This is a genomic window from Thermodesulfobacteriota bacterium (assembly GCA_034189135.1).
Classification (GTDB): domain Bacteria; phylum Desulfobacterota; class Desulfobacteria; order Desulfobacterales; family JAUWMJ01; genus JAUWMJ01.
Map to the genome: position 1 here is coordinate 1 of JAXHVO010000052.1, position 13,211 is coordinate 13,211.

General features: G+C 43.5%; 8 protein-coding genes. 2 read left to right on the forward strand and 6 right to left on the reverse strand.

Features of this window, described 5'->3' with window-relative positions; all coding sequences use genetic code 11:
- Positions 1-108 precede the first annotated feature (108 nt).
- Positions 109-393, reverse strand: coding sequence for a hypothetical protein (locus tag SWH54_07405; GenBank protein MDY6791077.1), 285 nt, complete (start codon positions 391-393; stop codon positions 109-111).
- 256 nt (positions 394-649) lie between these two features.
- On the opposite strand from SWH54_07405, the gene ndk reads away from it, so the two are divergent.
- Both ndk and SWH54_07415 read left to right on the forward strand, forming a co-directional pair.
- Complete coding sequence (gene ndk / locus SWH54_07410; protein MDY6791078.1) at positions 650-1,066, forward strand: nucleoside-diphosphate kinase; 417 nt, start codon at positions 650-652, stop codon at positions 1,064-1,066.
- Positions 1,066-1,821, forward strand: coding sequence for an RNA methyltransferase (locus tag SWH54_07415; GenBank protein ID MDY6791079.1), 756 nt, complete (start codon positions 1,066-1,068; stop codon positions 1,819-1,821). The genes ndk and SWH54_07415 overlap by 1 nt, the downstream gene beginning before the upstream one ends.
- Positions 1,822-2,092: 271 nt before the next feature.
- Here SWH54_07415 and carB read toward each other — a convergent pair whose 3' ends face one another.
- The 5 genes from carB to SWH54_07440 form a co-directional block, all read right to left on the reverse strand.
- A complete protein-coding gene (gene carB / locus SWH54_07420; protein ID MDY6791080.1) occupies positions 2,093-5,293 on the reverse strand; it encodes a carbamoyl-phosphate synthase large subunit in 3,201 nt (1,066 codons plus the stop codon).
- 554 nt (positions 5,294-5,847) lie between these two features.
- On the reverse strand, positions 5,848-7,251 hold the full coding sequence (locus SWH54_07425) for an amidophosphoribosyltransferase (protein MDY6791081.1): 1,404 nt from the start codon (positions 7,249-7,251) through the stop codon (positions 5,848-5,850).
- A gap of 275 nt (positions 7,252-7,526) precedes the next feature.
- Positions 7,527-10,412: a bifunctional [glutamate--ammonia ligase]-adenylyl-L-tyrosine phosphorylase/[glutamate--ammonia-ligase] adenylyltransferase gene (gene glnE / locus SWH54_07430; GenBank protein ID MDY6791082.1), complete on the reverse strand. Its 2,886-nt coding sequence runs from the start codon at positions 10,410-10,412 to the stop codon at positions 7,527-7,529.
- A 212-nt stretch (positions 10,413-10,624) separates the two neighbouring features.
- Positions 10,625-11,335, reverse strand: coding sequence for a hypothetical protein (locus SWH54_07435; protein ID MDY6791083.1), 711 nt, complete (start codon positions 11,333-11,335; stop codon positions 10,625-10,627).
- A gap of 255 nt (positions 11,336-11,590) precedes the next feature.
- Complete coding sequence (locus tag SWH54_07440) at positions 11,591-12,889, reverse strand: AAA family ATPase (GenBank protein MDY6791084.1); 1,299 nt, start codon at positions 12,887-12,889, stop codon at positions 11,591-11,593.
- Positions 12,890-13,211: the final 322 nt, after the last annotated feature.

Here is a 13,211-nt window from a genome sequence, read left to right on the forward strand (position 1 = left end):
ATGGATTTGGTCGCAGAACAGTAATTTTAACACAATAATACCCCTTAAGGGGTTATCAGTATCGATGCCCTTATAGGGCTTTATGCAAGCCTCCGGCTGGGCCGGAGGTCATGACTTTTTTGCCAGCATTTTTCCTATAGCGTAACTTGCGCCAAGAACCTTAAAGGCTTTGAGATCAAATCGAGATGCTTCACTTTTTACCCACAGGTCACCTATCCCCAGGCGTTTTGACAGCTGAGCGAGATGGGCCAATGGGGTTGGGTGATATCCCGGTAAACTCCGGTGAAAGTGGTTGACCGACCTCTGGACGTCAGGGGAAAAAAATTCAATGGCTTTTACGCCTGGAGACCTTTTTTTGTTTAACTGACAAAGAATTTCTATTTTTTGAGTCATAACCGCGTCTCTATACAAAGAAGCTCGAGGAAACTTGGTGAAGCTTGGTTTTTTAATTAATATATCAGAAAAATGCAGAAAATCAAGTTGCCAAAAAAGGAGGATACATGACAATTCAAATTTTGCACCCCTCAGTTATATTATTTTCTTCCAGGCGACAAATTTATCTTCAAGAATAGATTTATCCGGTTGACTTGGTCAGGGGCTTTTAGTATTGCAGCTGAAATCAAAATAAAAAGTGAAAGGATAAAAAATCATGGAAAGAACACTATCAATAATCAAACCCGACGGTGTGGCCCGCGGCTTAATCGGTGAGGTGATCAGACGACTTGAAAAAAGTAATTTTAAGATCATTGCCATGAAAATGCTCCACATGACCAAACAGCAGGCGGAAGGCTTTTATGCCGTTCACCAGGGGCGACCTTTTTTTGCCAGTCTGACCGATTTTATGTCATCCGGCCCTGCCGTGATGATGGTTCTTGAAGGTGAAGATGTGATAGCAAAATACCGTGAATTAATGGGGGCCACCAATTACAAGGAGGCGGCAGAAGGGACGATCAGGGCGGATTTTGCCACCGACATAGAAAAAAATGTAGTACACGGCTCCGATGCCCCGGATACCGCTGCCTTTGAAATCGGTTATTTTTTTAACAGTTTTGAAATTATCGGCTGATGCCCAAAAGAGTCAATTTAAGCCACATTTCTATTGTTCTGCATAAACCGAAACATCCTGAAAACATCGGGGCTGCCGCCCGTTCCATGCGTAATATGGGATTCAGTCAGCTTGTGGTGGTAAATCCGAAAAACTATATTCCTAAAAAAGTTCTTAAACTGGCTACCCATGAGGCAGCAGATATTGTAGAACATATAAAATTCCACCAAGACTTAAAAGAAGCGTTATCAGGGTATAATTATGTCGTGGGAACCACCGCACGGCTTGGCGGGGAGCGGCAGATTGTCAATTCTCCTTCTAAGCTGGCCGAAAAGCTGATTCCTATCTCCCATGAAAACCGGGTTGCCATTGTGTTTGGCCCTGAAGATAGGGGTCTGTCCAACAAAGATATCAGATTTTGCCATGTACTGGTAAACATTCCGACCGCTGAATTTTCTTCTCTAAACCTTGCACAGGCTGTGATGATCATCTGTTTTGAAATCTTTTCCGCAGGAAGAGAAGAAAATGAAGAATTTGTGCCCCGTCTGGCAAACCGTCATGAACTTGACGGAATGTATGATCAGCTTAAAGATATACTGGTTAAAATCAGCTATATTAACCATGAAAATCCAGATTACTGGATGAACAAGCTGCGCTACTTTTTTACCCGCATGCAGCTCAGGGCGAGAGAAGTGAGTATTATAAGAGGGATATGCCGCCAGATCGACTGGTATGGGAAAAAGCGATATGAAGATGGTTTAAAAAAACAAAAATAACCAGGGGAGTTTCTTATCAATGGCCTTTTTTGCGAACCGTTTGAATTTTAATGATTGTTAAGGCGGATACGGGCAAATGGGCGCTTCACCGGACGAACTGAGTAAAGATTGATAAATTCCCCGGACCCAACTGTATTGCACTTAAGTTCTTTCTTAACGATTTCTAATACAGTCAGATTCCTCATTTAAAACGGAACATATTTTTAAGAATTATTATAATGGTGCCAGTAAAACAGTGGCGATTGCCTCGGTTTGTTCCGGCCAGCCATCACTATTTAATATCCGCATGATAAGCCTGTAGAGACTTTATTTCCGATTTTCTTTTTCTTCGTGCTGCGATGCCTCTGGCCGCTGCCAGGGCAGCAGCTGTGGTGGTGATATTTAAAATTTTATATTCAATTGCTGCCTTCCGGATATAAGAGTCGTCGTCCTGACTTTCCTTGCCACTGGGGGTATTGACAATCAGTTGAATTTCTCCGTTTTTTATGGCATCAACGATGTTAGGCCTGCCGTATCCCAGCTTACGGATTGTCTCAGATTCAATCCCTTTCTCCTTTAGAAACTGATGGGTTCCTTTTGTGGCCAGAATTTTAAATCCCAAATCGCTAAACAACCTGGCAGGTTCAAACGCCCTTAGCTTATCTTTGTTGGCAATGGTAATTAGAACGGTCCCTTCCAAAGGCAATGTCAACTGGGTTGCTTTCTGTGATTTAAAAAACGCAAGACCGAATGATTTGGCCAGGCCCAGCACCTCACCGGTAGAGCGCATCTCAGGACCCAGAAGGGGATCAACCTCGGGAAACATTTTAAAGGGAAACACCGCTTCCTTAACCCCAAAATGAGGGATTTGCTTTGGTTTAAGATTAAGATCAGAAATTTTACTGCCCATCACCACCTGGGTGGCAAGTCGTGCCATGGAGATGTTGCAAACCTTGGAAACAATCGGCACGGTTCGTGAAGCCCTGGGGTTGGCCTCAAGTATATAAATGGTATCTTTTGCAATGGCATATTGGATATTCATCAACCCGACCACATTGAGCTCAATTGCAATTTTTCTGGTGTATTCATAAATGGTTTCAATATGCTTCACCGGTATGCTTACCGGAGGAATCACACATGCGCTGTCGCCGGAATGCACACCTGCCAGTTCAATATGCTCCATTACTGCAGGAACAAATGCATCGGTTCCGTCTGCGATGGCGTCCGCTTCAGCCTCAATGGCATTTTCCAGAAATTTGTCGATCAGGATCGGACGTTCCGGTGAAACACCTACGGCGGCCGTCATGTAATGGATAAGCATTTCTTCGTCCAGCACCACTTCCATTGCACGTCCACCGAGAACATAAGAAGGTCGAACCATCAGCGGGTATCCGATTCTGTTGGCTATTTCCAACGCTTTTTCCAGTGTGCTCGCCATGCCGGATTCAGGTTGCGGAATTGCCAGTTTTCGCATTACCTTTCTGAAGCGATCCCTATCTTCTGCCAGATCGATTGTCTCCGGAGAAGTTCCCAAAATTTTTACTCCGGCTTCTTCAAGTTCGTTGGCGATATTAAGCGGTGTTTGGCCGCCGAACTGAACGATCACTCCCCGAGGTTTTTCTTTTTCATATATACTTAAAACATCTTCACAGGTCAGGGGCTCAAAATACAGTTTGTCCGATGTGTCGTAATCGGTGGAGACTGTTTCAGGATTGCAATTCACCATGATCGATTCATACCCTGCATCACGGATGGCAAAGGCCGCGTGTACACAACAGTAGTCAAACTCAATTCCCTGTCCGATCCGGTTCGGGCCTCCGCCAAGGACCATGATCTTTTTCCGGTTGCTTACCTTAACCTTGTTTGGAGCATTATAGGTAGAGTAATAGTATGCGGCATTTTCCACTCCACTGACCGGTACCGCTTCCCAGTTTTGTACCATGCCAAGTGAAATACGTTTTTGTCGAATATCTTTCTCTGAAGTTTCCAGAAGAAAGGAGAGATACCTGTCGGCAAATCCGTCTTTTTTTGCCCGGATGAGCAGATCGTCCGGAAGCACCTGCCCCTTATAACTTAAAATTTCCTCTTCAAGATCCACCAGTTCCTTCATTTGTTCGATGAACCATGGTTTAATATGAGTGAGTTCATAAAGTGCCTGAATATCGGCTCCCTTTCGAAGGGCTTCGTACATGATAAACTGACGTTCGCTGGTGGCATCTACCAGCATACTCATTAATTCGCTCAAAGATTTTTCGTTGAAATCTTTGGCAAAACCGAGACCGTAACGGTCAATTTCAAGGGAGCGGATCGCCTTGTGAAAAGCTTCCTTGTAGTTCTTTCCGATACTCATGGCTTCACCCACCGCACGCATCTGAGTGCCGAGTTTATCTTCAACTCCTTCAAACTTTTCAAAAGCCCATCTGGCAAATTTCACCACCACATACTCCCCGGAGGGTGTATATTTCTCAAGGGTGCCGTCGCGCCAATAAGGAATTTCGTCCATTGTCAATCCACCGGCCAGCATGGAAGAAACCAGAGCAATGGGAAAACCGGTTGCCTTGGATGCCAGCGCGGAGGATCTGGAAGTTCGGGGATTAATCTCTATTACAACCACACGGCCGGTTTCCGGGTCATGGGCAAATTGAATATTGGTACCTCCGATGACCTCAATCGCCTCCACGATATCGTATGAATATTTCTGCAGACGTTTTTGCAGTTCGCTATCAATGGTTAGCATGGGTGCGGTACAGTATGAGTCTCCGGTGTGAACTCCCATGGCATCCACATTTTCGATAAAACAAACGGTGATCATCTGGTTCTTTGCATCTCTGACGACTTCCAGCTCTAGCTCTTCCCATCCGAGGACCGATTCTTCCACCAGGATTTGGTTTACCAGACTTTCAGACAGACCGCGGGCGGCAACAGTCCGAAGTTCTTCAATATTATACACCAGACCGCCACCTGTCCCACCCATGGTATAGGCCGGACGAATGACCACAGGATACCCCATCTTCCCTGCAATTTTTTCTGCATCTTCAACGTTGTTAACTGTCTGACTCCTGGGCATTTCAATTCCCAGTCGATTCATCGTTTCTTTAAAGGCGGTGCGATCCTCTCCACGCTCAATGGCATCAATGTTTACACCGATCACCTTCACCCCGTATTTTTCCAGCACACCCGCCTTTGCCAGCTCGGACGATAAATTCAGCGCTGACTGGCCGCCAAGGTTCGGAAGCAGGGCATCGGGGCGCTCATGGGCAATAATGTCGGCGAGTACATTCAGAGTAAGGGGTTCAATATAGGTAATATCGGCCATACCGGGATCGGTCATGATGGTTGCAGGGTTTGAGTTCACCAAGACGATTTCATAGCCAAGAGAACGCAGGGCTTTGCATGCCTGGGTGCCGGAGTAGTCAAACTCACAGGCCTGTCCAATAATAATAGGTCCTGAACCGATGATCAGTACTTTTTTAATGTCGTTGCGTCTGGGCATTCATAACTCCTTTCAAAGGTTCTTTTCTATATATAACTCAAGTTTCGCATCCTTGCGTTTATTCAACGGCATAGACGATAAGGGATAAAAATAAATTTTAAAAGCGAAATATACTTTCCGTGATTTTAACGCCGGCGCCCATCCATACATATAACATGGATGCTTAATCCTCTATTCAAACCAATATGTTGTATCTTTAATGCGCCTGATCCAATGTGGGGATTCTTCCGGTGCTGTTTGCAAAATACAGCAAATTGATTTCGCTTTAAAAATGTTATTTTTACCCTTTACCGTCTTAACCACGGCGGAAATCAGGGGTGCGAAACTTGAGTATGTAATTTATGAATTCGCAAAAAGTCGGTTTTTAATTTTAGGTAACTCAACTTCCAGAAGCTGTTTCAAATCCATTTTCAGAGTTGATTTTGCTCGATGGCGTCGTAAAAAGGTTCATATACAAGGCGTAGCGGTTTTTCAGGGACGAGACTATACGATATAGTATGTCGAGTTTCTGAAAAACCGCTACAACGCAGTAGATGAGCCTTTTTACGATGCCATCAAAAATAACTGGACCCGTCCCAGCAATGTGTACACAATTTTTCTTTTGGCAGGCCTATCGCTTCCACCAGGTCTTCCAGTTTTTGAAATTTTAATGAGGTAAGCTTCAACTTATCCCTTATTTTATCTGTCATTGCCATATTTCTTTCCGATCCTGCAGTCGCATACTCATCCAGGAACCGATCGTCACTCCCTTCAAGCTCACTGATCGCTTTTCGGCCAGCAAGGTCAAGCGTTGAGCGTGAGGTTGAAAAGTTTAAAAAGTCACAGGGATAAATCAAGGTGGGGCAAGCCGGGCGCATGTGGACTTCAACAGCACCGTAATCAAATAATATTTGTACGTTATCCTGCAACTGGGTACCTCTTACGATTGAATCTTCACAAAAAAGAATCTTTTTTCCCTCAACCATCGACCTGACCAGAATCAACTTCATTCTGGCAACCAGATCTCTTATACTTTGAGTTTGGGGCATAAAGCTTCTGGGCCAGGTGGGTGTATATTTTACAAAGGGGCGTTTATAGGGAATTCCTTTCTCATTCGCATAGCCGATGGCATGTCCCGTACCGGAATCGGGAATTCCTGCCACATAATCGATTTCTACGCCATCATTTTTTGCCAGACTGCAACCGCATCTGTACCTGACCTGCTCCACATTAATGGCCTCATATTCAGAGGCCGGATAACCGTAATAAACCCACAGAAATGCACATACCTGCATCTTATCGTTCGGTTTCTTTCTCTGTTCATATCCATCTGCGGTGATAAGAACAATTTCACCGGGTCCAAGATGCTTTTGGATGCGATATCCCAGATTGGGGAATGCACATGTTTCCGATGATACCGCAAAAGCGTTTTCCTTTTTCCCAATGGCAATAGGGGTTCGGCCCAATTTGTCCCTTGCAGCAAAAACTCCTTTTTCCGTGAGCAAAAGCATCGAGCAGGAACCTTTAATGAGTTCCTGGGCATTTTCGATCCCTTCCTCAAAGGAGCCTTTTTCACAAATCAACATCGCGGCCAGCTCAGTCGGGTTAGTGACCCCGCCGCTTGTTTCGGAAAAATGCATTTTCTTATTAAATTCTTTATTTACCAGTTCTTCGATATTGTTAATTTTACCCACTGTGACAATTCCGAATGTTCCTAAATGAGAACCGATTATGAGAGGCTGGGAATCGTAGTCACTGATAACTCCAATGCCCTTGTTCCCCATAAGATTCGGAAGATCGGATTCAAATTTGGATCTGAAATAATCATTTTCAATGTTGTGGATTGACCTGGAAAAGCCGTTGGGATTTGTAACCGCAAGGCCACCCCGTTTGGTTCCGAGATGAGAATGATAATCGGTTCCGTAAAACAAATCATTGGTACAATTTTCTTTTGAAACACACCCGAATAAACCGCCCATGGATAGCATCTCCTTTTTGTTGGCGATAGAAATTTGATGGCGTCGTAAAAAGCTGAATGACCACAGAGATCAAAGAGATAATTAGTTATTAAATCAAGATATTTTCTGTATTTTCCGTAAACTCAGTGGTGAAAAATCATTCTTCGCGAAACCATTAATCTTGAATATAGAACCATTGCCCTGAATTTTTTATTTGAGTAGTGCGATCGACAAAACTACGTTTAAATCTTCTTGTTGTCAATCTTGAAACCAACTTTGTTTAAAAATTGAAAAAATTATCTATTTTTTTCCATAAAGGCGTTCCAGATGTTCATTATTTTTTTCCGCAGTCGGTAAAATTTATCTTCAGGTACTTCGGCGCTTTTTTCTTGGAGACTGAACCTGTGAGCCACGGCTCTGAATATCAGGTAGGCGTGCCTGAGCAGGTTGGCAGTATATTCATCAACGACCTTGATTTCAGTTAGGGACTGAAGCTGGCGGACATTATCGGTGAAATTTAAAAGTTCCGGATATTTGTTGGAATTTAATAGAACCAGGTACTGAACCAGAAATTCGATATCAACCATGCCCCCCTTGTCCTGTTTGATATTAAAAATACCGGGCTTTGGTTTTAATCGTTCCTCACGCAATCGTTCGCGCATGTCGGCCACTTCTTTCCGAAGCTTTGTCTTATCTTTTAGTATGGAAAGAACTCCTTTTCGTACCTTATTAAAATGGTTTATTAAATTGGTATCCCCGCATATAGCTCTTGCTCTTATAAGTGCCTGGTGTTCCCACGTCCAGGCACTTTTATGCTGATATTCGGTGAAGGTGTCTATCTGACTGACCAGAACACCGGCGCTTCCGCTGGGTCGTAATCTCATATCAATTTCATATAAATTTCCCATACGGGTATGAGCAGTTAAAATATGGACGACGCGCTGACCCAGGCGGGCAAAAAACTGTGTATTGTCAATTTGTTGCATACCACCTGTGGTCTGTCCAGCGCTTCCCGCATGAAGAAAGACAAGGTCAAGATCAGAAGCATATCCGAGTTCTATTCCACCAAGTTTTCCATATGCGATTACCACAAATCCCCTGTTGCATTTATTTCCGTCTGCAAGACAGGTGGGGATTCCATGCTTTTCGACCAGATGATTCCATGCCAGGTTGACGACTTCATGTAAAACTGTTTCGGCAATATAGGTGAGATGATCGCTGACACGCATGAGAGGAAGTAATCCGGTTACATCCGCTGCCGCCACCCGCAGGGTGTTGGATTGTTTAAAAATACACAACTGTTCAATCTGGTATTCGAGCTCATGGGTATTTACCTGTCCAAGTTTTTTATTAAGTTCTTCTTTGAGCTCGTCCTTTTGTGGCGGGGCATAAAGGGTGCGGGGGTCCAGAAGTTCATCCAAAAGTACGGGATGGGCGGCCAACCGGGATGTGATCAGAGGGCTGGCACATGACAATTTTACCAGGTGAGTCAGCGCTGAAGGGTTTTCAATCAAAAGGGAAAGATAACTGGTGCGCCTTTCAATGGTTTTAATCAGATCAACAATACGATGTAAAGTCTTATCCGGGTGCCTGACAGTGCTGATTTCTTGCAAAATAATGGGCACCAGCTTATCGAGACGGCTTCGGCCTTCAGTGCTGAGCGTTCGGGTTGCCAGGTCATTTCGCAGATGATCCAGCAGTTGTATTACCTTATTCGGCCTTTGATAGCCTTTATTTAACAGCATTTGAGCTGAATGCTTGTCATCCGTCAATCGAAGCCATATGTTGCCAAATTCATCTGAAGTCTTTTCATTTGTTTTTTTTGAGTCTTTTGTTTCAAGAAGCGCCATAAAATGCGTATGAACATTTTTTCGGTGTCTTTCAAGATGCTCGCCAAATATTGGATAACTAGCAAAACCCATTGACGCAGCCAGCCGTTCTTGGTCTACCGGCTCTGAAGGGAGTTGGTGGGTTTGCTGATCATAAAACTCTTGAAGGCGATGTTCCGTTTTTCTTAAAAATTCATATGCCTGCAACAGTTCGTCGCAAACATTCTGAGGGAAATAGTTTTCCCTATAAAGAATTCTTAATACCTTTTGAATCGGTCGTTCCTGAAGAACGGGTAAAACTCCTCCCCTTAGGAGTTGAAATATCTGTCCGAAAAATTCGATTTCACGTATTCCTCCGGGACCCAGTTTGATATCTTGTTTCATCCCTTTCTTTTTGACCTCAAGAGAAATTTTTTTCTTCATATCCCTTAAGGATCCAAAAACACCATAATCAAGATACCTGCGATAAATAAAAGGCTTGAGTTTATTCAGGAGTTTTTCCCCGGCCTTTTTATCACCGGCAACGACCCTTGCCTTTATCCACGCATAACGCTCCCATTCACGTCCCTGATGTTGATAATACTGCTCCATGGCGTCGAAACTCATGCACAACGGTCCATTTTCACCAAAAGGGCGAAGCCGGGTATCGACTCGAAAGACAAAACCATCTGAAGTCACTCTTCCGATTACCCTGATCAGTTGCCGGCAAAGATGTAGAAAGAATTCCTCATTACTTATCGTTTTAGGTCCCTGTTTTGTGTTTCCCTGTTCGGGAAAGGCGAGAATCAGATCCACGTCGGAGGAAAAATTCAGTTCATGTCCGCCAAGCTTCCCCATGCCGATGACAATAAGGTTTAGAGGTAAGTTATCAGCTCCGGTGGGAATTCCGAATTGTGTGCACAGCCGGTTATAAAGAATTGAAAGTGTTTGGTCTATGCAGGCATCGGCAAAGGCTGAAAGATCCGACATGGTTTCCGCCAAATCCGCAAGGCCTGTCAGGTCCCGCCATGCAATACGAACCATTTCGCGGGTTCGAAAAACACGGAGAGCCTCCTCAAGTTCCGGGTCTTCCTTGATACCGGAAAGAGATGTTTTAAGTGTATCGCTGTATGACTCGGACGAATAGCGTCGGTGAAGGTCGCCGCTTTCCATAAGGGTGGCTATCATTTCAGGGTTGCGGGTGCAGGATATGGCAACAAAATCGCTAAAGGCAAATACTTGCTTGAGTTCTCTAAGAAATTTAGGGTTTTGAGGAATAGTAATATTCGCTTCATCTGATGCAATACAAAAGTCATCCCATTTTCTCTTAAAATCCGTGGCCAGAATTTCCGGAAGCTCTTTATGATGTTTCATACAATGAATAGGGTGTTATGGATCATAACTCTTATGATAAGAAGGGGTAAGTTTTGATAAAGCATTTAAATCATTTAATAATATCTTGATGGCATCGTTCCAAGGCTCACATACAAGGCGTAGCGGTTTTTCAGGGAGGAGACTATACAAACAGTATGTCGAGTTTCTGAAAAACAGCTACAACGCAGTAGATGAGTCTTGGAACGATGCCATCAGTTTTTCGATGCCTGTTTTATTAGAGAGACTGCACCGGAGATTTGCTCCTTTTTTGAAATTTCAAACGCCGAATAACCAAACTTGTCTCTCAACAGGTTTATAACCGGCGGTATTTTGAAAGTATCCGGCTTTCCGCGTATGGTTATTTTTAACGAATGGTTGTGAGGTTGAATTTTCACCGTCCAGAAAATATCAGGTGTTTCATCGAATTTTCCCGTACGCGGTTCATAGTGCAGTTCTCCTTTAAAATGACGCCTGATTGACGAAAGTAACACTTCGCCAAAGCTTCGGATATCAGGGGGAAGTTCAATGAGAAAAAGTTTATCGCCCGGGGGTACCACCTGTGAAGGTTGATGTTGGGATTGTTTTGCCGGTGGCTTTTTTTCTGAGATTTTTCTGGTTTGAACCGGTTTTTTTTCAGGCTTTGGTGAACTGTCGGCAACCGTTTTTTGCTCTGACGGAAAATCGCTTAAAAGAATAATTTTGCTGGTACTGCCGATATTAATCAGCCGGGTTGATTTTGGATCAAAAGTAATGCGCCGATTTTTTTCATCAAAGTGAATTTCAGATTCTAACAGCAGGATGCTAAAAGGGCCTATTTTGCTTTTACAATCTCCGAAAGCACCAGTTTCGTCGGGATCAAGCACAGCCTTCCAGACTCCATCCCCAATTCGCCTGACACTTTCAATTGTAACTTTTAACCCCATGGTATTTCTCCGGGCGCTTTTTGAGAAAACCCTTAGTAACAGCAAATGTAGCCGAACTATAGAAATCCAAATACCGGATGCCGCCCTTATTGTCAACTTGTCATTTTTTATCTGCAGGTTTCTGTAAAAATCAAATTGCGTTTGAAGATTGGGTGATGAAGATTTTATTAAGCAGGTAAAATTTAATCAAAAGGGTCGATAATCTGAACTTCTGCTTTTTTAAAATCCTCAGCGTTTCTTGTAACATATATAATTCTAACAACCTTGAAACATGGTTGGAATCCCAATTAACCTGTCAAATATGACATGGCTTCCTTCAATTTCTTGCGAACCAACAAGCGTCTCATTGAAGATGAATACTTTATCCGGCCTGTATGCCTGGATAAAACTCCTGAGTGATCGACTTACCCTGGGCCGTTTGAGAGATCCGGCCTTGACTTCAACTGCGGTAAGCTGCTCTGCTCTTCGAATGATAAAATCAACTTCTGCCCCGGAACTTGATCGCCAGTATAGTATCGTATCCAATAAAGGATTCGTATGCTTATATAGTTCTGTAAAAACAAGGTTTTCCGTTAGAGCACCAAGGTCTGCCCGTTGATTTCCAGCGGCAAATCCTCCAAACAAAAGATTTCGCAGACCGTTATCTATGAAAAATATTTTAGGTGTAGACGTAACTTCAGCGCGTTTACCTCCCACAAAAGGCCCAACCAGTTTCACAAGATGACTTTCCACCATTAGATTGATGTATTCAATTACAGTATTGACACTAACCCCCACGCTTTCGGCCCAGTTTGAAAAATTGACAAGATTGCCGATTTGAGAAGAAGCCAGGGATAGAAGCTTCCTGAAAGCATCAGGGCGCTTGATTTTGTATATATCTGAAGCATCACGCAATACAAAGGCTTCAACTAATTGTGCAAGGATAGCTTGTTTATCCTGATTCAGAACTACCTCCGGGTATCCACCCCATATGAGAAGTTCTTTCCAGTTCAAAGCTGCTTTTTCATCTGTAATTAATGGCGGCAACTCATCAGGCTGAAGCTCGGCCATGCCAAAAGGCAAAAGAAGATGACGGTCTGCACGGCCGGCGAGTGACTCCCGTGTCTTACTCCGCAGGTGATAGCTGGATGATCCGGTAACAAGAATCGGCACGTTCGGTTTTAAATCTACCAATCCTTTTAGAAAAAGACCTGCTTCGGATAGATGTTGGATTTCTTCAAAAAACAGACCCGGAATTGGGCTTGCTATTTCTTTGATGCTGGTTAAGAATAATGCCGGCGATTCACAGATCTCGCGACAGGATGGTTCTTCACAATTTATCAAAAGAAACGGTTGTGATTTAGTTGTAAGATAATGCCAGATAAGTGTTGATTTGCCGGATTGCCTGGGGCCGATAACAAGGTTAACCCTGTTATTGTCACTCTTAAGCGGCGATGTAAGGTGCCGTGGTATAAACCGTTCCGGCAGATGGTTACGCAGCGTCTTTGGCCATGCATTTTTATCAAGCAACCATGGATTATGCCCCAGTAGAACCTGTAAGGTGATTTGATCCATATGTTTTATTAAAATATCAGGGTTAATTTATATTACAACTGAAACATATCAGGGTTAGTTTTCAATAGCAACAAAATTTTCGAAATTATCCGCAAAAATCAACTGTCCCTTTTATCTCGATGATCGCTACATCTTTTTTATGCCACGTGCTTAGCCACACCATAAAAAAAGCCCATTGATCTTATTATGGCCTGCACATTGTTTTAATTACAGAGCTAAACCCCCAGCTAAGCTGGGGAGAATGGCAAAAGCTATGCTGAGTATTTAAAAAATGCTCCTTTTGGATTAAAGGTAACAGCGCTGATTCTGTGACCAAAATCCA

What these genes read in the sequence shown, in the direction of transcription:
- glnE (MDY6791082.1), bottom strand. Translation starts at nt 10,412, where the DNA reads ATGAAACATCATAAAGAGCTTCCGGAAATTCTGGCCACGGATTTTAAG.
- carB (MDY6791080.1), bottom strand. Translation starts at nt 5,293, where the DNA reads ATGCCCAGACGCAACGACATTAAAAAAGTACTGATCATCGGTTCAGGA.
- SWH54_07435 (MDY6791083.1), bottom strand. Translation starts at nt 11,335, where the DNA reads ATGGGGTTAAAAGTTACAATTGAAAGTGTCAGGCGAATTGGGGATGGA.
- ndk (MDY6791078.1), top strand. Translation starts at nt 650, where the DNA reads ATGGAAAGAACACTATCAATAATCAAACCCGACGGTGTGGCCCGCGGC.
- SWH54_07440 (MDY6791084.1), bottom strand. Translation starts at nt 12,889, where the DNA reads ATGGATCAAATCACCTTACAGGTTCTACTGGGGCATAATCCATGGTTG.
- SWH54_07425 (MDY6791081.1), bottom strand. Translation starts at nt 7,251, where the DNA reads ATGGGCGGTTTATTCGGGTGTGTTTCAAAAGAAAATTGTACCAATGAT.
- SWH54_07415 (MDY6791079.1), top strand. Translation starts at nt 1,066, where the DNA reads ATGCCCAAAAGAGTCAATTTAAGCCACATTTCTATTGTTCTGCATAAA.
- SWH54_07405 (MDY6791077.1), bottom strand. Translation starts at nt 393, where the DNA reads ATGACTCAAAAAATAGAAATTCTTTGTCAGTTAAACAAAAAAAGGTCT.